Consider the following 18,668-nt stretch of genomic DNA (forward strand, 5'->3'; position numbering starts at 1 on the left):
AGAAAGGTCTCATAAGTGACCGAGCTCCGGCCGGGTGACGCGTCGCTGCTGCGCAAGGTGAACACCCAGGCCACGCTCAGGGCCCTGCGCCGCGAGGGCGTGGCCACGCTGACGCAGCTCGGCCGCGTCACCGGGCTGTCCAGGCAGACGGTCGAGGCGGTCCTCGACGAGCTGGGCGAGCGCGGCTACGTCAAGGAGGTGCCGCCCGACGAGGGCGCGATGGGGCGGCCCGCGCGGCGGTTCGGGTTCCGCGCGGACGCCGGCTACGTGGTGGGCGTGGAGGTCGGCGGCGACACCATCGTGGCCGCGCTGGCCGACCTCGGCGGCGAGGTGATCGCCTGGGAGCGGGCCGAGGTCGACATCGAGGCCGCCGCCCACGAACGCCTGGCCGCCGCCCGCCGCACCTGCCTGGCCTGCGTGGACGGCGCGGGCGTGGCGCGCACCCGCGTGTGGGCCGTGGCGGCCGGCACCTCGGGCATCGTCGACCGCACCGGGCGCGTGTCGTTGTCGATCACGCTGCCCGGCTGGACGGGCGTCGACCTGGCGGGCCTGGCCGGAGACTGGTTCGGCTGCACGGCGCTGGCGGCCAACGACGCCAACCTCGCCGCGCTCGCCGAGCACTGGCGCGGCAGTGCCCAGCATGCATCCGACGTCGTGTACGTCATGATGGGCCGCCGGGTGGGCGCGGGCATCCTGATCGGCGGACGGCTGCATCCTGGGCGCGGCGGGGCCGCGGGCGAGATCGGCACGCTGCGCCAGGTCGGCTGGGAGGACGCCGCCCGCGACCTGGTCAAGGATGCCTCGGCGGCCGAGGTGTTCGAGGCGGCGCTGCGCGGCGACCGCGACGCCCGGCGGCGGATCGACGGTTACGCCGAGACCCTCGCCGTCGGCGCCTCGGCGCTCGCGCTGGCCATCGACCCCGACCTGCTGGTGCTGGGCGGCGGCTACGTGCGGGCCGGCGACGTGCTGCTCGAACCGGTCAGGCGGCACCTCGCCGAGCTGTGCGTGAGCGTGCCCGAGGTGGTGGCGTCCACCTTCGGGGACGAAGGGGTGGCGCTGGGCGCGGTACGTCTCGCGCTCTCCCACGTCGAGCGCGAGATCCTCGGCCTCTAGCCGCCTGGTGGGTCTTGCCAGATCGCCCTGGCCGACTCCAGCATGGCCACTCTGACCTGCTCCTCCGGCAGGTCCATGGTCTTGACCGTGCCCCACTGCAACGCGCCGAGCAGGGCCCAGCCCTTCAGCCGGGTCTCCGGGCCGGGGTCCTCGCCCACGAGCTTGGTGAAGATCTCGTCCCTATACGTCCTGATCACCGCGCGCTCCGAGCCGGGCGAGACGGGGGAGACGGAGTCATCGCCGGCCAGGTCCTCCATGAACAGGCGGATCACCGAGCGGTAGCGCACCGCGAACCCGACCAGGGCCTCGACGAACTCGTCCCGGCTCTCGTGGCCGGCGTCGAGCAGCGCCAGCATGTCGCCGGCCGCCGGCGAGAGCAGTTCGGCCGCCAGGCGGTCCTTGGGGTGGAAGTGGTAGGCGACGGCGGTCTTGGTCAGCCCGACGGCGGCGGCGATGTCGGCCAGCGACGTGGCCGCGTAGCCGCGCTCGGCGAACAGCTCGCGGGCGGCGGCCAGGATCCGGGTGCGGGTGTCGTCGGCTGTGGTCATCGTCTCAGTTCTCTCGAGGAGACAGCCTTCCCAATATTTCCCGTTTTATCGTATGTCCTGTACGACCGTACAGGACGGCCGTCGAGTGGGGGCTTTGCGATGACGCGGTTGCTGGGACGGCTGGGCGGCTGGTGCGCGCGCCACGGGCGGATCGTGCTGGTTCTCTGGGTGGTCGCGGCGGCCGCGCTGATGGGCGGCAGCCTCGTGTTCGCCGCCCCCACCAGCAACGACGCGAGCATCCCCGGGACCGACGCGCAACGCGCGCACGACCTGATGAAGACCGGCTTCGGGCCAGGCTACGCCGCGGGCGGCACGGTGCAGCTCGTCGTCTACTCCGCCGACGGCCCCCTCACCGAGGACGCGCCCAAGCGCGCCGTGGAGCGGGCCGTCGACCGGCTGCGGACCATGCCGCACGTCGTGCAGGTGGACTCGCCGTACCGCGTGGGCGGCATCGCCTCCAACCTGCAGATCGGGCTCATCGGCATCCGCATGGAGGGCCACGACAGCGACAAGATCGCCGCACTCACCCAGAGCCTGTCCAGGGCCGCGGACCCGGCGCGGGCCGCCGGGCTCGAGGTGGTGCCCGCGGACAGCTCCACGCCCGCCGACAAGGAGATCAAGACCGGGCCCAGCGAGATCATCGGCGTGCTCTGCGCGCTGCTCGTGCTGGTGTTCGCGTTCGGGACGCTGGTGGCCGCGCTCATCCCGATCTTCACCGCGCTGGTCAGCGTGGCCTCGGGGCTCGGCGTGATCGGCCTGCTCGGGTGGGTGGTCGACATGCCCAAGCAGGCCGGCATCATGGCCACGATGATCGGGCTCGGCGTGGGCATCGACTACGCGCTGTTCCTGCTGTCCCGCCACCGCCGGCTGCTGGCCGACGGGGTGCCGGTCGTGGAGTCCGTACGCCGCACCGTGTCGAGCTCGGGAGGAGCCGTCGTCTTCGCCGGCGGCACCGTGATCATCGCGTTGAGCGCGCTGATGCTGGCCGGCTTCCCGCTGCTGGCCACGCTCGGCTGGGTCACCGGCATCTCCGTCGTCGCCGCCGTGCTGACCTCCGTCACGCTCGTCCCCGCACTGCTCGGGCTGCTCGGCCACCGCGTCAACGCGCTCAAGGTGCCGTTCCTGAAGGGCGCCGGTGGGTCCGGCGCCGGATGGGCACGGCTCGGCTCGTGGGTCGCCCGCCGCCCGTGGCGGGTGTTGTTCGCCAGCGCCCTCGTGCTGGGAGCGCTGGCCGCGCCCGCGCTGGCACTGAAGCTCGGGCCCCTCGACGAGGGATACGGCACCCAGGGCTCCGAGTCGCGGCGGGCGTACGAGCTGACGGCCACCGGCTTCGGGCCCGGCGCCAACGGGCCGCTGATCGTGGTCGCCAAGCTGCCCTCGAAGGTCGCCGACCCGGGCGACCCGATCGTCGACCACCTCACCCGCGCGATCGACGACGTCGAAGGCACCGCACACGTGGCCGAGCCCAAGGTCAACACCTCGGGCCGGTCGGTCCTGCTCCAGGTCGTCACCGACTACGCCCCGAGCGACTCCCGGGCCGCCGACGTGGTCAGGGACATCAGGGAACTCGCGCTGCCGGGCGTGCAGGTGCATGTCGGCGGGAAGGTCGCGGGGCTCACCGACGCGGGAGACCGCATGGCCGAGCGCACCCCGCTGGTCATCGGCGTGGTCGTGCTGCTGAGCGCGCTGCTTCTGCTGCTCGCCTTCCGCGCGCCCATCGTCGCGATCAAGGCCGCGGTGATGAACCTCGTCTCGCTCGGGGCCGCGTTCGGGGCGCTGGCGCTGGTGTTCTCCATCGGGGTGGGCAGCGGGCTGGTGGGCATGGACCCGCCGGCCAGTTCGTCGTACGTGCAGACCATCTTCTTCTCGGTGCCGATCGAGAGCTACGTGCCGCTGATGCTGTTCGCGGTGCTGTTCGGGCTGTCGATGGACTACGAGGTGTTCCTGCTGACGGCGGTGCGGCAGGCGTACCACCGGCACCGGGGCAACGCGCGGTCGGTGGCGCAGGGACTCGGGTCGACGGGCCGCGTCATCACGTCGGCCGCCCTCATCATGGTGGCGGTGTTCGTGGCGTTCATCGCGTACCCGGATCCGATGGTCAAGACGTTCGGAGTCGGGCTGGCGGTGGCCATCGCGGTGGACGCCACGATCATCAGGGGCTTCCTCGTGCCCGCCACCATGGTGCTGCTGGGGCGGCTCAACTGGTGGTGCCCGCGCTGGCTCGACCGCGTCCTGCCCAATCTGTCGGTCGAGGGCCACGAGGAGGACGAGGCCCCGGCCGCGCCGCGCCGCGAGCCCGTCAAGGCCGGCGTGTGAAGACTCCTGGTCAGTCGGAGTCGGTCAGGTTGCAGGCGGGAACCCAGCCGACGACGCCGGTCGCCATGTTGCGGCCGTGGTGCCACAGGGTGCTCTCGAAGAAGTCGCAGCGGTAGAGGCCGTACTCGGCCGACCGGTCCGACTCGAACCCCTGGCCGGCGTAGCCGATCCCGGCACGGCCGGAACCGGCCCTGGGTTCGCTCCAGATGACCACGCCCAGGGCGCCGAAGTCGTGGACGTCTCCCGCCACGGCGGACTGGGCCTGCATCCCGGTCATGACCAGCCCGGTGAGCGCCCCGGCCATGGTGACGTTCTTCATGTGCACCGTCTCTCCTCCCCGTGGTGTCAGTAACACACGGTAAGAGACCGGTCACCCATCGTTCCAGCGGTTTTGCCGCACCTCGACCGGGGGCGTCGAAGTCAGACCATGTACTGGTCGTGGCGCAGGTACAGCTCCGTCCACTCCTCCGGGCTCAGCTGCCGGCCGGTGGTGGCGATGTCGGCGAGCTCCTCGAAGTACGCCTCGCGGGGGGCGCCCGGCGTGAACAGGATCAACATCGAGGCCGGTTCGCCCGACTCGTTCTTGAAAGCGTGCACACCGCCCTCGGGCAGGAACAGGAAGTCACCCGGCTTGCCGTCGGCCCACTCCTCGCCGTTGTAGAGGCGGATCGTGCCCGACAACACGTAGAACGACTCGGTCATGGTCCGGTGGAAGTGCGGATCGGGGCCGCTCGGGCGCGGGCCCATCTCCCACCGGTAGAGGCCGTACGCTCCGTTCGTGGAGCCGCCCGTCGCGAGGTAGTGCACCTGCGTGCCCCCCACCCCCATGGACAGGTCGGGCTCCCGGCCGGCCAGCTGGAAAGTGCCGCTGTGCTCGCCGGCCTCGCCGAAGTATCGGGGCTCGGGATAGGACATTCCGCCTCCTCTGATCTTCACGAGAAGTCTATGGATGCTCATGTCCGAACGCATCGGCACCTCCTCGGGTGCCACCGCCAAGCGCAGGCCAGGCAGGCGCCGGAGCAGCGCGGGAAGCGGACACTCGTGCGGCTGCAGGCTCGCGTATCAGCTTGCCCAGTTGGGACGAAGGGTTAGGTGCCTTCTCGTGGGCATCCGAGGAAAACGTGCGGGGCAAGCGTTGTCGCGCCGGACTCATCCCGAATGTCCTGACCGGAACCCGCCACCCGCCGCGGTCCGTGGGTAGTGTGGATCAGGGTCTCTGGGCGGCGTTGTCGCTTCGGTCCCTTTTGTTGTATGCGAAGTCGGAGGTGATCACGGTGCACCCGGTCTAGCGACGGCCCCAACCCGGGGCGTCACGGAGCCGAAAGGTGACCGTATGAGCAAGACCGACAAGACCCGGCCCTGGTGGGTGCGGATGGCCGACGCGCCGCCGATGACCGGCGTGCCCGTGCATGATCATCGTTTCGGGCCGTGCACGCTGCCGGACGAGATCACCGCCGACAGCGCGAACTGGCGCCGGGGCGGCTGTTACTGGGGCGCCCCCGGTTACCACGTGCTCGTCTGCGAAACCAAGGGTGGGAACCGGGAGTGGTACTACTTCCGTCGTGAGGAGCGCCGTCGCAGCCGGCACCAGGCGCGCCGTGAGCTGCGCGACTACCGCGCCTTCTCCGACGAGGACTGAGACGACCCGCGGGGCACCGCGGCCGGGCGGTCGTCAGAAGGTGATGACCGTGCGGGCGACGGTGCCCTGGCGGACGTGGTTCACGGCTTCGTTGATCTGGTCGAGGGGCAGGCGTTCCGTGATGAGGCCGTCGAGGTCGAGGCGGCCCCGGAGGTACTGCGCCGCCAGCATGGGCAGGTCGCGGTGCGGTGCGGAGTCTCCGCCCTGGGTGCCCATGAGGCGGCGGGAGGCGAACAGCAGGCCGGTGTCCACCTCGGCGTGGTGGCCCTGGGGCGGGCTGCCGACCATGACCGCCGTCCCGCCGGCACGGGTGGCGGCGAACGCACGGGAGAGCACCCCGGGCGCGCCGGTGGCGTCGAAGGCGTAGTCGACGCCACCCTTCACGAGTTCGCCCACTTGCCGGGGCAGGTCCGCGGCGAGGAGGGTGTGGGTGGCGCCGAAGCGTTCGGCCAGCTTGAGTTTCGGTTCGGCCGTGTCGGCGGCGACGATCGTGGTGGCGCCCGCGAGCACCGCCCCCTGGATGACATTGAGTCCGACGCCGCCGCAGCCCACGACGAGGACGGTGGCGCCGGGGGGCACCTTGGCGACGTTCGTGACGGCACCGACGCCGGTGACGACGCCGCAGGCCAGCAGGCACATGGCGGCGAAGGATGCGTCGGCGGTGATCCGTACGCACATCGCCTCGGAGACGACGGTGTACTCGGCGAACGAGCCGATGCCGATGAAGCGGCGGGTCTCCTGCCCGTCGAGGGTGACGCGCGGCGGGCCGCCCATGACGGTGGGGAGCCTGGCCGGGCCGGAGCACAGGTGGAACCGGCCCGCGCCGCACGGGCGGCACCGGCCGCAGGGGCCGTTCATGGCGATGATGACGTGGTCGCCGGGCTTGACGGTGGTCACGCCCGTGCCGACGCTCTCCACCACTCCGGCGCTTTCGTGTCCGAGGATGAACGGTGGCCGGCTCGCCACGGGGCTCTTGCCGTCGATGGCCTTGAGGTCGGAGCCGCACACGCCGGACGCCATGACGCGCACGCGTGCCTCGCCGGGGCCGGGGTCGGCGATCTCGACCTCGCGGATCTCCATGGGGGCGTGGAACCTGGTCAGGACCGCCGCGCGCATCAGCATGGGCCAAACGGTAACCCGGCGCCGAGGCTGTGAGCAAGCGGTTGCTCGGTGCTCCCGTTGACACCTCTCCCAGGCGAATTTACGCTCGGCGCAAATCAAGCGATCGCTAGGCCAAATCGAGGCCGAGCGAGGGACGCGTCAGGCTGGCCGGCCGGGACCTGACCGGCGTGTCACCGGTCAGGCGGGACAGGGCCGGGCTGCGCCGCACGTTCCAGCACACCCAGGTCTTCGGTCGGCTCACCGTGGCCGACAACGTGCTGGCCGCGCTCGACTGGCACGGCGGAGGCGGCGGCATCGCGGCCGACCTGGCCGGCTGGCCGGGCCGCCGCAGGCGCGAGCGCGAGCGCCGCGAGCGCGTCGCCGAGGTGCTGGAGTTGTGCGGGCTCACCCCGCTGCGCGACGCGTACGCCGCCGCGCTCCCCGTCGGCCGGCGCCGGCTCGTCGAGCTGGCCAGGGCGCTGGCCGACCGGCCCGAGCTGCTGCTGCTCGACGAGCCCACCTCCGGGCTGGACGGCGGGCAGACGGCCCGGCTGGGCGAGGTCGTCAGGACCCTGGACACGACCGTGCTGCTGGTCGAGCACGACATGGGGTTCGTCATGAACGTCTGCGACCGGATCATCGTGCTGGACCTCGGCAAGGTGATCGCCGTCGGCACGCCCGCCGAGATCAGGCAGGACCCGGTCGTCAGGGCCGCCTATCTGGGCTGAGCGTGGCGCTCGGTGAAGGACAGGATGCGCCTCCAGGCGTCCTGGCACGCCTCGGCCCACTCGCCGTAGGCGCGGTCGAAGAAGGAGTGCGGCGCGCCGTCGTAGACGTGCGTCTCGTGCTCCGTGCCCACCTGGTCGAGAGCGGCTTCGTACGCCTCGAACTCCTCCGGCGTCGAGACCGTGTCGGCCCCGCCTCTGAGCAGGAGGAGCGGCGCTCCCGGGCCTGACCGCGGCGGCTCGATGAAGCGCAGCGCGCCGTAGAAGCCGATGCCGCCGGACAGGCCGTTGCCCTCGGCGGCCAGCCGCCACGACTGGGAGCCGCCCATGCAGAAGCCCACCGTGAACACCGGCCCTCCGCCCGACAGCGCCTCGGCCGCCGCCCTCGCGTCGGCTCTGATCCCCTCGGGGGTGAGCTGGTTGACGTGCGGCATGAAGTCGAAGTCGTCGCCGCGATCGCCGCGGCCCGCCGTACGGCCGAAGTAGTCGATCGCGATCGTGGAGAATCCCGCCTCGGCGAAGCGTACGGCGAGGTCGCGGTAGAAGGGGTGCAGGCCGCGTACGTCGGGCAGGATCACCACGCTGCGGCCGTTGGGCTCGGTGGGCTCGGCCCGGTAGGCGAGGAAACGGTTGCCGTCGGCGGCGGTCAGCGCGATCAGCTCGTGTGAGGCCACCTCCCCCTGGACGGGCGGGGCGGGCGGTCTGCTGTCGGTGGAATGGCACATGCCGGACAGCATGCCCGGGGCGTTCGCGGATATCCCCGTGCTCGGATCCGAGCACGGGGGGTCGTGGCGGCGACGTTCGCGCGTGCCGGTGCGGTCGCTCCGGTGCCGGATGCCATGGCGCGTGAACCAAGCGTGCGCTAGGTTGGTAGTGTGGATCTCGACTTCTCCCCGGCCGAGTGGGACTTTCGAGCCGAGGTTCGTGACTGGCTGCGCGCGCACGTGCCGCGACCGCTCCCGCCCATGGACACCGCGGAGGGCTTCGCGGCGCACCGCGCCTGGGAGGCGCTGCTGGCCGGCGCGCGGCTCTCCGTCGTCTCCTGGCCCGAGCACCACGGCGGGCGCGGCGCCTCCCTCATCGAGTGGCTGATCTTCGAGGAGGAGTACTGGGCCGCCGGCGCCCCCGCCCGGGTGACGCAGAACGGCATCTTCCTGCTGGCGCCGTCGCTCATGAGGTTCGGCACCCCGGAACAACGCGACCGCTGGCTGCCGCGGATGGCCAGGGGCGACGACGTGTGGGCGCAGGCCTGGTCGGAGCCGGAGGCGGGCAGCGACCTGGCCGCGCTGACCTCCAGGGCCGAGCCCGCGCCCGGCGGCTGGCGGCTGTACGGCCACAAGACGTGGAGCTCGCGCGCCGCCTTCGCCACCCACGGGTTCGGCCTCTTCCGCACCTCCGGCACGCGCCACCACGGCCTCACGTACGTCATGTTCCCCATGGACGACGTCGCCGTCCGGCCGATCGCGCAGCTCGACGGGCTGCCCGGGTTCGCGGAGCTGCACTTCGACGGAGTGTTCGTGCCGGAGCCGATGGTGGTCGGGGAGCCGGGCGACGGATGGCGGATCGCGATGGCCACCACCTCGTCAGAACGCGGCCTGACCCTGCGCAGCCCGGGACGCTTCCTCGCCACCGCCGACCGGCTCGTCGAGCTCGCCCGCGACGCCGGCCCGGCCCTCGCCGACCGGGCCGCCCGCTGCTGGGCCGACGCGGAGGCGTACCGGCTGCACACGTACGCCACCGCGCTCCGGCTCATGACCGGCGAGGAGCTCGGGCCCGAGGCCAGCATGGGCAAGGTGTTCTGGTCCGAGCTGGACCTGCGCATGCACGCCCTCGCCATGGAACTGCTCGGAGACCGGGCGGGAGACACGGCCTGGCTGGACGGGTTCCTCTTCGCGCTGGCGGGCCCGATCTACGCGGGCACGAACGAGATCCAGCGCACCATCATCGCCGAACGCGTCCTCGGGCTGCCCAGGGCGGGGGTGCGGCGGCCGTGAACTTCGGCTTCACCCCCGACCAGCTCGCCCTGGGCGCGACCGTGCGCGACGTGCTGCGGGCCCACTGCCCACCGGCCGCACTGCGCACCGAGCGGCGGCCCGCCTGGAAGCAGCTCGCCGGCCTGGGCTTCTTCGGATCGCTGCTGCCCCCCGGGTCCGGCGGCCTGGGGTTGTCACCGGCCGACCTCCTGCCGGCGCTGGAGGAGACCGGGCGGGCATGCCTGCCGGGGCCGGTCGTCGAGACCGCCGTGGCGGCGGCGTACCTGCCGGCGAGCCTTCCCGGGCTGGCCTCCGGCGCGGTGTGCGTGAGCGTGCTGCCGCCGGGGCAGGCGTACGCGCCGGACGCCGACCTGGCCGACCTTCTGGTGGTGGCGCGGGCGGGCGGCTGGCACCTGGTCCGCAAGGAGTCCGTACGCCTCGCCCCCCGCCACGGCGTCGATCCGTGCCGGCCGCTGTTCGAGGTGGGCTTCGACGCGTCCGAGGACCTGGGCGCGGCCGCCGGACCGGCGGTGCTCGCGGCCACCGCCGCCACGGCGGCGCAGCTCATCGGGGTCGCCAGGGAGCTGCTCGCGGTCACCGTCGCGTACGCGCGGGCCAGGACGCAGTTCGGGGCGGCCGTCGGGTCGTTCCAGGCGGTCAAGCACCAGCTCGCGGACGTCGCCGTGGCCGTCGAGTTCGCCGCGCCCCTCGTACACCGGGCGGCCCTGTCGGTGGGCGGGCCCCGGAGCCGGCCGCTGCCCAGCGCCGGACGGGACGTCAGCGCCGCCAAGGCCGCCGCGGGGGAGGTCGCCGGCCTCGCGGCGCGGGTGGCGCTGCAGGTGCACGGCGCGATCGGGTACACCGAGGAGCTGGATCTGCGGTTCTGGCTAGCGCGGGCCTGGTCGCTCTCGTCCGCGTACGGCACCGCGGCCGCTCACCGCGAACGCCTGTGCGCCGCCATCGTCAACGGCGGCCCTGGACGGTATCCGTGAAGTTCGGCGTGCCGCTCGGGCTGCTGCATCCCGCCGCGTGGAAGGACGTGGCGGTGGCCGCGGACGAGCTGGGGTTCGAGTCGGTGTGGTTGCCCGAGCACCTGGTGTTCACCACCGACCTGTCGCTCGCCGCGTACCCGGGCGCCACCGGCCCGGGGATCAAGCCCGGCACGCCGCTGTTCGACGCGCCGGCGTACCTGTGCTGGCTCGCCGCCTTCACCACTCGCGTCAGGCTCGGCACGGCGGTGCAGCTCCTCGCTCTGCGCCACCCCTTCGTGTCGGCCCGCGCGTTCGCCACGCTGGACGTCGTCTCGTCGGGACGGGCCATCTGCGGGGTCGGCGCGGGCTGGTACCGGGGGGAGTGGGAGGCGGCGGGCATCCCGTTCGGCACGCGCGGGGCGCGGCTGGACGAGGCGATCGAGGTGGTCAGGCGGCTCTGGAGCGAGCCGGTGGTGGCCCATTCCGGGAGGTTCTACTCGTTCCCCGAGGTCGCGTTCGAGCCCAAGCCGGTGCAGCGACGGCTGCCCGTGCTGGCGGGCGGGGAGTCGGCCGCCGCGCTGCGCAGGGCGGCCCGGCTCTGCGACGGGTGGATCAGCATGCCGCACACGATCGAGTCGATCAGGCCGCAGCTCGACCGGCTCGGGCCTGGGGTTCCCGTGACGGTGCACGCCCACGCGCCGGCCTCCCCCGACGAGGTGGCCGCGTGGGAGGCGCTGGGCGTGGAACGGCTCATCGTACGGCCGTGGACGCGCGGACGGGACGCCGTCTCCCGGCTGGCCGCCTTCGCCGCCGAGCACGGGCTCGGCTAGAGCGCCCCTCCGAACGCCCTCGGCATCGCGCCCAAGGGTTCTGGGCCGGCCGGGCGTGGTGGGGCGAGGCCGGCGGGTCGCCGGTCGGGCGCGGTGGCGTCCCTCGGGACGAGCCGGGATACCGGTCAGGCGCGGTGGCGTCCCTTTCCTGGCCGGGTGGTGGCCGCGCCGGCGAGCTGGCGGCCGCCGTCGGGGCGGGTCGTCCTGCGGTGCCTGCGGCCCTGCAGCGGGAGGTCCTGGACGAACCCCTCGGCACCGCGCCCCTCGCCGGACCGCCTGGACTGCGCGCGTCCCGCGGGCTGTGCTGGCTCCTGGCGGCCGGCGTACGGTGCTCCGGCGGGTTGCGGCGCGTTGCCGGGGCGAGGCCCCTGGGCGTCAGGCGAGCCCGGCTGGGCGCGGCGGTGGCGGCGGCCGCGCGACGGCAGGTCGGACGCGAACGCGGGCTCTTCGGCCAGCCGTTCGTGCCGCCGCCGCCGTCCGCGATAGGGGCCGCCGGAGGCACGGCCAGGCACCCCGCCGGAGGCACGGCCAGGCACCCCGCCGGAGGTACGGCCAGGCACCCCGCCGGAGGCACGGCCAGGCACCCCGCCGGGGACACGGCCAGGCACGCCGCCGGAGGCACGGTCCGGTCTGTCGCCGGAGGTACGGCCCGGCCTGCCGCTTCGGGAAGGAGCGTCCGGCCGGCTACCGGGGAACCAGCCGTCGGCGGTGGGGCTGGCGAGCGGGCCGGATGCTCCGGAGGGGTGGTCGACGGTGACGAGCGGGCCGAAGGCGTCCGCGCCGGTGGTGCGGGTGGGGGCGAAGGCGTCGAAGCTGCTCGACGCGCCGGGGATGACGATGCGTTCGAACGGTCCTGTGTCCACGACGCGATCGAGCGGGCCGGTGTCGAGGACGATCTCCAGCGGCCCCGTCTCGGCGGGAGCCGTGTCGTCGAAGGCGGGCGCGAAGGGCCCGGTGCCCGCCGCGCGGCGGTCCCCGGCACTCGCGCGGCGGTGAGAGGGGTGGAGTTCGGCGGCGTCCGGCGATCGGAGCACGGTGGTGTCGCCGGACTGCCGGGGGGAGCGGAGCACGGTGGCGTCGGAGGTGTCCCGGGCGGAGCGGAGCACCGCGGCGTGGCGCGGGGAGCGGAGGACGGCGGTGTCCGTGGTGCGGAGTTCGGGGGCGTCGGTGGCGAGGTCGAAGGGCCGGGTGGCGAGCCGGCGCCGGGGCGCGGGGGCGGCGTTGCGGCGGCGGCCGGCGTTCGAGCGGGCCGGGCGGGCGCCCGTGCCGGCCCCGGAAGACGCGGAAGACGCGGCGGACGCGGCGGCCCGCATACGGCGGGTCTTGGCGACGGCGAGCAGCGCCAGCGCGGCCACCAGCGCCGAGCCGACCAGCGTCGGCGTCGACACGGCGGGCATCGGGGCGGTGGCCGCGGCGTCGATGTGGGTGGGGACCGGGTCGGCGGTCGCGGCCGTGGTGTCGGCGGTGGACGGCTTGGCGTGCTTGGCCTTCTTGGCGGGCTCCTTGCCGGTGGCGCTCGCGGAGGCGTGGACCGTGGCCTCCTGTTCGGCCTTCTTCGACGGAGCGGGGGCGGGTGCGTCGGCGTCGCGGCCGCCGGAGTGAGGGGCGCGGGCGGGCTCGTCGCGTTTGGCGCGGGGGATCATGCCGGACAGCGCCTCGTCCGCGGGAAGCTCGAGCACGCCGACGTCGTTGCCGGGCCTCGACGGCTCCTCCGCCCGCTCCTCGGCCTTCTTCCTGGCCTCCTTGGCCTGCTGGGCGGCCTCCTCGTCCAGGCGGGCCTTGATCTCCTCCGGGTAGCCGTAGCCGACGACCTTGCTCGTGTCGCGTTCCTTGCGCTTGGCGACGCCGCCGTCGATGTTGCCCTCGATCGTGTGGATCGTGTCGCCCTCGACCCGCGTCACGACGCCGACGTGGTCGATCCTGCTGATCTTGTTGGATCCGCTCCAGTCGTAGAAGACGATCGCGCCGGGCTTGGGCTTCTTCCCCCACGCGCCCTGCTCCTTGAACCACTTGGCGTGGGCGACCGTCCAGGCGAACTGGCCGATCCACTCCTCGTAGCCGAGCTTGTGCGCCGCCCAGGACAGCATCATGTCGCACCATGGGGCGGAGGTGTAGTCGGCGTCGAACTCGACGTTCTTGCCGTACCAGGAGCCGAACTTGGTGTACGCGCCGGCCTTCTCCGAGTAGCCGAGCTGGCGCTCGAGCAGCTCGATGAACTTCTGCATCTCTGGCGTCATGGAGGCGTGGGGAAACCTTCCGGGCAAGACCGGTTTGTCCACACAGATCTGGGTAAGGGACGCCCTGTGACTGGTGTGATGAAACCGGTGGCTTGTCATCTTCTGCGATGAGCGAGGTTACCGTTTGGTAACCCCAGGTCAAGCACGCCCCAAGAGAGAGTCGACTCTTCTTGGGAAAGAACCGCAGGTCAGGATGCTGCCAGAAATGTCCGATCCAGGTGGTTTAAACCCAAAAGATCTACCTTGGGGTGAGATCTTAGTATCCCGCCCCGGTCAGCAGCCCTCCGTCCACCGTGAACTCGCTGCCGGTGCAGTAGCTCGACCGGTCGGAGGCCAGGAACGCCACCACGTGCGACACCTCGACCGGCTTGGCGAACCGCTTGATGACCATGGACTTCACGAAGGTGTCCGCGTCCACCTCGTTCGCCATGTCGGGGTCCATGGCCATCGCGGTGTTGATCGCGCCAGGATGCACCGAGTTGACCCGGATCTTGAACCTGGCCAGCTCCCGCGCCGCCGACTTGGTGATCCCGCGCAGTCCGAACTTCGAGGCCGAGTACGCCGACAGCCCCTCGGCGCCGATGAAGCCCTCGATCGAGGAGATGTTCACGATGGCGCCGCGCCCGGCCGCCTTCATGGGGTCGATCACCGACTTGATCCCGAGCCAGGCTCCCTTGAGGTTGACGCCGATCACCTGGTCGAAGTCCTCGGGTGACATCTCGTGGATGCGCCGATATTTCAGGATCCCTGCGTTGTTGACCAGAACGTCGAGCTTGCCGTACAGATCGGTGGTCATCGACACCGCGCGCTCCCACTCCCGTGCGCTCGTCACGTCGTGCCGGACATAGACCGCGCCCGTCTCCTCCGCCAGCGCCTTGCCCTCGTCGTCCAGCACGTCGCCGAACACCACCCGCGCGCCCTCCTCCAGGAAGAGCCGCACGTGCGCCGCCCCCATGCCCCGGGCCCCGCCCGTGATCAACGCGACCCTGCCGTCAAGCAACCTCATGACGTCCTCCTCCGGCGACGGCCGCCGCGGCCGCCTCCATGGAGCGGTAGACGGGGACACCCGCAGCCGCCGCGATCCGTCGCACTTCGTCCTCGACGCCCTCGGGGGCGCAGTCGCCGTTCCTGGTGACGAGGGTGATCCGGGTGCCCGGCAGCGCGTCCTGGGCTCCCGCGACCGCCCCGGCGTAGGCGTAGAGGGGTTCCGCCGCGTCGCCGTACGTGAAGAAGGCCTGCACGTTGACGTGCGCCACGACGTCCCGGTACGGCCGCCGCGACAGGATCGTGGTGATCACCTCGGGCACGAGCCCGGCACGCCCGAGCGGCCCGACGGGCACCTCGAGCGGATTGCCCGCCGCGGCCACCCCGAGCCCGCGCAGCGCGTCGAGCGCGTCGTCAGGCAGCGGGTCGAGCCGCACGCCCGCGCCGTCGAACGCGTCGGCGGCAAGCACGCTCGCGCCTCCGCTCGGCCCCACCACCAGCACGCCGTCCCCGGAGGTGACCCGCGAGCCGTGCGCCTGGAAATACGCCAGGACCCCGATCAGGTCGTCCTGGCCGGACACCAGCGCCACGCCCGCCTGCTCGGCCACCGCCTCCCAGATCCGCCGGTCGCTCACCATGCCGCCCGTATGGGAGGCCGCCGCGCGCCGCCCCTGCCCGCTGCGCCCGCCGACGAGCAGCACCACGGGCAGGCGCGTCGCGCGCAGCGCCTCGTACAGCTCCCGCCCGCCGCGCGGATCCTCCAGGTACAGCCCGACCGCGCGCGTCTCCTCGTCACCGGAGAGCCAGCGCAGCAGCTCGGCCGGGGTCACGTCGGCCGCGTTGCCGACCGTGGCGACCCGGCTGAACGCCAGCCCGCGCCGTTCCCCCACCTTGATCACCTCGCCCGCCAGGCCGCCGCTCTGCGAGATCAGGGCCACGGATCCCGCGTGCCCGAGCCCGCCGCCGACGAAGGTCTGCCGGCCCCGCGGGCAGTAGACGCCCATGCAGTTGGGCCCCAGCAGCCGCGTGCCCGCCGCCCGGGCCGCCGCGACCAGCTCCCGCTCCAGCCCGTGCTGCCCGGCCTCCCCGAACCCGCCGCTCATCACCTGCACGAACGGGATCCCCGCCGCCTGCCGCACCACGTCGGCGCACCGCCCGGCCGGCACGGCGACCAGCGCGTAGTCCACCTCCGCCAGCGCGGGGGAGCGTACGGCCGGCACGCCCGACACCTCGTCCGCCTCGGGGTGCACCGCCACCAGCGGGACACCCGCCTCGCGGTAGAAGCCGAGGAACATGTTGCCGAAGTTCGGCCGGGTCGCGGACGCGCCGGCGACCGCCACCGCCCGGGGCTCGAAGAGCGGCAGGAAGTCCGCGGGCGGTCCCGCCGCCGCCCGCGCGGGAGCCGCGGCGGGCAGGTGGCGGGCGTCGACGGCCACCACGCCCGACGGTCCCGCGATGACCGGGTTCAGCTCGAACTCGCCCAGCTCCAGCCGCTCCCACAGCCCGCCGGGCCCGGCGACCGTCGCGAGCAGCTTGACCAGCGCGTCCACGTCCACCGGCGGGCCGCCGCGCCACCCGCGCAGGAGCGCGGCCCCGCGCAGCGAGGCCAGCATGCTCCGGGCGTCCTCCTCCGTGATCGGGCAGAGCCGCAGCGCCGTGTCACCCAGCGCCTCCGCCCACACCCCGCCGAGACCGGCCAGCACCACCGGCCCGAACCCAGGGTCGCGCACCAGACCCACGATGAGCTCGACCCCGGCCCGCGCCTGCTCCTCCACGAGGAACCCGGCGACGTCCAGCCGGGAGGCCATCGTGGCGGCCGACGCCGCGAGCTCGCCGTGCCGCAGGCCCAGCGCCACGGCCCCGGCCTCGGACTTGTGCACCAGCCCCGGCCCGAACGCCTTCAGCACCAACGGTTCGGCCAGCTCGCCGGCCGGGCCGAAGTCGCCGTCGCGCACCACCACCCCGCGCGGGACCGGCACTCCCGCCTCGCGCAGCAGCGCCTTGACCTCGTGCTCGTACGCGCTCACCCGTACAGCTCGCGGATCTTCCCGCGCAGCAGCTTGCCGGGGCCGCCGGAGGCGTCCTGCGCGTGCGGGAGCGCGGTGGCCACCACGATGTGGTCGGGGCGCTGGTGGGCGGGGAGCGTGTCGGCCAGCGACAGCGCGATCTTGGAGGGGTCCAGCGAGTGCCCGGCGCGCGGCACGACGGCCAGCAGGACCCGCTGGTCCGCCGCGCCCTCCGGCACGCCCACCGCGCCCGCCTCGGCCACGCCGTCGAGGGCGGAAACGGCCTCCTCGATCACGGCCGGCTGCGTCCAGACGCCACCCTTGATGATCGCGTCCTCCCGCCGGCCGAGCACGCGCAGCACGCCGTCGGCCGAGAGCGTCCCGAGGTCGCCCCCGACGTACCACTCGCCGCGCAGCACCTCCGCCGTGCGGTCCGGCAGGCCGTCGTAACCGGCCATCCGGTGCGGCCCGGCCAGGTTGATCTCGCCGACCTCGCCGGTCACGCGGTGGCCGCGCTGGTTCGTGATCCGCACCGCGTTGCCCGTGCGGGCGCGCCCTGACGATCCGAGCGGGATCGAGCCGTCGTCCACCCGCCCCATGCACGTGTACGGCGCCTCGGTCTGGCCGTAGTACGAGAACACCGCCGCCTGCGGCAGCCTGGCCCTGATCCGGTCGAGCATGGTCGCGGTCAGCGGCTCCCCGCCCAGCATGATCACCCGGATGGACGACAGGTCCACGCCCTCGTGGTCGGGCGAGCCCAGCAGGGCCGCGTAGAACGAGGGGATCTGCGACACGTGCGTGACCCGTTCGCGGGGGACGGCGCGCAGGAAGTTCGCCGGGCCCCAGTCCTGCTCCAGCACCAGCCGCATCCCGGCGTACAGGGCGGGCCCGGCGATGGCGGGGAAGCCGATGCCCCAGATGATCGCGCCCGTGCCGAACACCGCGTCGGGCCCGCGCGGCACGTCCAGCCAGATCCGCGCCGTGGCCAGCGACGACGCGTGCGTGTGCACGACGGCCTTGGGCAGCCCTGTCGTCCCCGAGGTGTAGTAGAGCGCCAGCGGATCGTCGTGGAACCCGCCGAGCGGCGGCTCGGCGTCCGAACCCTCCGCAGGCTCGCGTACGTCGATCCACGCGGTCACCGCCGGCAGCTCGCCCCTGATCTGCTCGACCGCTCCCTCGACCGTCGCGTCGTGCACCAGCGCCGTGCAGCCCGAGGCGGCCACCACGTCCCGCACCGTCTCCACCGGCCAGTACGGGTTCAGCGCCGCCGTCACCGCCCCGATCTTGGCCTGCGCGAGGTAGACCTCGGCCACCCGCAACGTCTCGTTGAGCAGCACCGCCACCCGCCGCCCCGGCGTGATCCCGGCGGCGATCAGGGCGTTCGCGCGGCGGTTGACGCTCCTGTTGAGCTCGTCGTAGGTGAAGCTCCGCTCGCCGCAGTACGTCAGCGCCACCCTGTCGGGCGTGCGCAGCGCTCCCGCGGTCAGGACCGCGTGGCCGTAGTTGCCGTAGGGTGATCGTGCCATCGGGGGTGCCTCCACATCAGAGGGGCGAATAGAGCACGAAGACGTTGCCTGAGGGATCGCGCAGCACGGCCCGCCTCTCGTGCGGCCCGTCCTCCGGCGCCCGCACCACCTCGGCGCCGCGTCCCTCCATCTCCCGCACGACCCGCGCCACGTCGTCCACCTTGTACGACGGCGCGGCCGAGGCGGTGACGTGCTCGGCGGGCCCGGCCAGCGCCACGGTGACCCCGCCCCCGTCGAGCGCCGCGAACCTGTCGCCGTCGCGGAACTTCACCGGCAGCCCGTAGAAGGCGATCGCCTCGTCCAGGTCGGCGACGGGAATCAGCACGTTGCCCAGCTTCACGCGGGCCTCCAATGGGGGAGATCGTCTATGAACGTCACGCGTACCGGCATGCCGACGCGTATCTCTTCCGGTGCGCACCCCACCACGTGCCCGAACACCCTGGGGCCTTCCCGCAGGTCCACCCAGGCCGCGGCGTAGGGCTCGCGCCCCTGGTAGCCGGGGGCGAAGGAGCGGTGCACGATCGTGAACGTGTGCACCACGCCCTCGCCGGAGACCGGCTCGGCGCGGAAGGCCCGGCCGCCGCACCTGGGGCAGGCCGGTTCCGGGAGGTGGCCGCGGTGGTCGCAGCCGGTGCAGCGCTGGATGACCAGTTCGCCGTGGGCGGCCCGGTGGGCACAGGTGTCACCGCTCATCGCTAG

The 18,668-nt window shown here is 73.1% G+C and carries 18 protein-coding genes and 1 pseudogene; 8 read left to right on the forward strand and 11 right to left on the reverse strand.

Going from position 1 to position 18,668, the window contains the following annotated elements; all coding sequences use genetic code 11:
* Nucleotides 1-15 precede the first annotated feature (15 nt).
* Nucleotides 16-1,113: an ROK family transcriptional regulator gene (locus tag ACTWPV_RS00240; RefSeq protein WP_443150114.1), complete on the forward strand. Its 1,098-nt coding sequence runs from the start codon at nucleotides 16-18 to the stop codon at nucleotides 1,111-1,113.
* Here ACTWPV_RS00240 and ACTWPV_RS00245 read toward each other — a convergent pair.
* Nucleotides 1,110-1,661 carry a TetR/AcrR family transcriptional regulator gene (locus tag ACTWPV_RS00245; protein WP_443150115.1) on the reverse strand — a complete coding sequence of 184 codons (552 nt, stop codon included), beginning with the start codon at nucleotides 1,659-1,661 and terminating at the stop codon, nucleotides 1,110-1,112. The genes ACTWPV_RS00240 and ACTWPV_RS00245 overlap by 4 nt on opposite strands.
* Before the next feature lie 99 nt (nucleotides 1,662-1,760).
* Here ACTWPV_RS00245 and ACTWPV_RS00250 point away from each other — a divergent pair, with 99 nt between their 5' ends.
* Nucleotides 1,761-3,977: an MMPL family transporter gene (locus ACTWPV_RS00250; RefSeq protein ID WP_443150116.1), complete on the forward strand. Its 2,217-nt coding sequence runs from the start codon at nucleotides 1,761-1,763 to the stop codon at nucleotides 3,975-3,977.
* A gap of 10 nt (nucleotides 3,978-3,987) precedes the next feature.
* Here the strand turns inward: ACTWPV_RS00250 and ACTWPV_RS00255 are convergent, their stop codons facing one another.
* Nucleotides 3,988-4,296, reverse strand: coding sequence for a hypothetical protein (locus tag ACTWPV_RS00255; protein WP_347641446.1), 309 nt, complete (start codon nucleotides 4,294-4,296; stop codon nucleotides 3,988-3,990).
* A gap of 101 nt (nucleotides 4,297-4,397) precedes the next feature.
* On the reverse strand, nucleotides 4,398-4,892 hold the full coding sequence (locus tag ACTWPV_RS00260) for a cupin domain-containing protein (protein ID WP_347641447.1): 495 nt from the start codon (nucleotides 4,890-4,892) through the stop codon (nucleotides 4,398-4,400).
* Between the two features lie 418 nt (nucleotides 4,893-5,310).
* Between ACTWPV_RS00260 and ACTWPV_RS00265 the strand changes: the two genes are divergently transcribed.
* Nucleotides 5,311-5,616 carry a hypothetical protein gene (locus ACTWPV_RS00265; RefSeq protein WP_443150117.1) on the forward strand — a complete coding sequence of 102 codons (306 nt, stop codon included), beginning with the start codon at nucleotides 5,311-5,313 and terminating at the stop codon, nucleotides 5,614-5,616.
* A gap of 33 nt (nucleotides 5,617-5,649) precedes the next feature.
* On the opposite strand, the gene ACTWPV_RS00270 is transcribed toward ACTWPV_RS00265, so the two are convergent.
* Complete coding sequence (locus ACTWPV_RS00270) at nucleotides 5,650-6,738, reverse strand: alcohol dehydrogenase catalytic domain-containing protein (protein WP_347641449.1); 1,089 nt, start codon at nucleotides 6,736-6,738, stop codon at nucleotides 5,650-5,652.
* A gap of 128 nt (nucleotides 6,739-6,866) precedes the next feature.
* Here ACTWPV_RS00270 and ACTWPV_RS00275 point away from each other — a divergent pair.
* Together ACTWPV_RS00275 and ACTWPV_RS00280 are read left to right on the forward strand one after the other, a co-directional pair.
* Nucleotides 6,867-7,229: pseudogene (locus ACTWPV_RS00275) on the forward strand (ATP-binding cassette domain-containing protein); the annotation flags it as partial.
* Between the two features lie 105 nt (nucleotides 7,230-7,334).
* Nucleotides 7,335-7,445, forward strand: a complete 111-nt coding sequence (locus ACTWPV_RS00280; protein ID WP_443150874.1) for a hypothetical protein — start codon at nucleotides 7,335-7,337, stop codon at nucleotides 7,443-7,445.
* Here the strand turns inward: ACTWPV_RS00280 and ACTWPV_RS00285 are convergent.
* A complete protein-coding gene (locus ACTWPV_RS00285; protein WP_443150118.1) occupies nucleotides 7,433-8,167 on the reverse strand; it encodes a dienelactone hydrolase family protein in 735 nt (244 codons plus the stop codon). The genes ACTWPV_RS00280 and ACTWPV_RS00285 overlap by 13 nt on opposite strands.
* Nucleotides 8,168-8,317: 150 nt before the next feature.
* On the opposite strand from ACTWPV_RS00285, the gene ACTWPV_RS00290 reads away from it, so the two are divergent.
* The 3 genes from ACTWPV_RS00290 to ACTWPV_RS00300 are packed head-to-tail and all read left to right on the forward strand — an operon-like array spanning nucleotide 8,318 to nucleotide 11,216.
* The gene (locus ACTWPV_RS00290) at nucleotides 8,318-9,436 is read left to right on the forward strand and encodes an acyl-CoA dehydrogenase family protein (RefSeq protein WP_443150119.1); all 1,119 of its coding nucleotides are present in this window, start codon (nucleotides 8,318-8,320) and stop codon (nucleotides 9,434-9,436) included.
* Complete coding sequence (locus tag ACTWPV_RS00295; RefSeq protein WP_443150120.1) at nucleotides 9,433-10,407, forward strand: acyl-CoA dehydrogenase family protein; 975 nt, start codon at nucleotides 9,433-9,435, stop codon at nucleotides 10,405-10,407. Before ACTWPV_RS00290 ends, ACTWPV_RS00295 begins: the two co-directional genes overlap by 4 nt.
* The gene (locus ACTWPV_RS00300; RefSeq protein WP_443150121.1) at nucleotides 10,404-11,216 is read left to right on the forward strand and encodes a TIGR03619 family F420-dependent LLM class oxidoreductase; all 813 of its coding nucleotides are present in this window, start codon (nucleotides 10,404-10,406) and stop codon (nucleotides 11,214-11,216) included. Before ACTWPV_RS00295 ends, ACTWPV_RS00300 begins: the two co-directional genes overlap by 4 nt.
* 125 nt (nucleotides 11,217-11,341) lie before the next feature.
* On the opposite strand, the gene ACTWPV_RS00305 is transcribed toward ACTWPV_RS00300, so the two are convergent.
* The 6 genes from ACTWPV_RS00305 to ACTWPV_RS00330 form a co-directional block, all read right to left on the reverse strand.
* A complete protein-coding gene (locus ACTWPV_RS00305; protein ID WP_443150122.1) occupies nucleotides 11,342-13,453 on the reverse strand; it encodes a CHAP domain-containing protein in 2,112 nt (703 codons plus the stop codon).
* 256 nt (nucleotides 13,454-13,709) lie between these two features.
* Nucleotides 13,710-14,459 (reverse strand): glucose 1-dehydrogenase, encoded by a 750-nt coding sequence (locus tag ACTWPV_RS00310; RefSeq protein ID WP_443150123.1) that lies wholly within the window; start codon nucleotides 14,457-14,459, stop codon nucleotides 13,710-13,712.
* The gene (locus tag ACTWPV_RS00315; protein ID WP_443150124.1) at nucleotides 14,446-16,464 is read right to left on the reverse strand and encodes an acetate--CoA ligase family protein; all 2,019 of its coding nucleotides are present in this window, start codon (nucleotides 16,462-16,464) and stop codon (nucleotides 14,446-14,448) included. The genes ACTWPV_RS00310 and ACTWPV_RS00315 overlap by 14 nt, the downstream gene beginning before the upstream one ends.
* A complete protein-coding gene (locus tag ACTWPV_RS00320; protein WP_443150125.1) occupies nucleotides 16,461-17,969 on the reverse strand; it encodes a class I adenylate-forming enzyme family protein in 1,509 nt (502 codons plus the stop codon). Before ACTWPV_RS00320 ends, ACTWPV_RS00315 begins: the two co-directional genes overlap by 4 nt.
* A gap of 16 nt (nucleotides 17,970-17,985) precedes the next feature.
* Entirely contained in the window at nucleotides 17,986-18,309 is a 324-nt protein-coding gene (locus tag ACTWPV_RS00325; protein WP_347641458.1) for a VOC family protein, read from the reverse strand.
* On the reverse strand, nucleotides 18,306-18,662 hold the full coding sequence (locus ACTWPV_RS00330) for a Zn-ribbon domain-containing OB-fold protein (protein WP_443150126.1): 357 nt from the start codon (nucleotides 18,660-18,662) through the stop codon (nucleotides 18,306-18,308). The genes ACTWPV_RS00325 and ACTWPV_RS00330 overlap by 4 nt, the downstream gene beginning before the upstream one ends.
* Nucleotides 18,663-18,668 lie beyond the last annotated feature (6 nt).

Origin of the sequence: Nonomuraea sp. KM88, from assembly GCF_052245635.1 — a bacterium.
Classification (GTDB): domain Bacteria; phylum Actinomycetota; class Actinomycetes; order Streptosporangiales; family Streptosporangiaceae; genus Nonomuraea.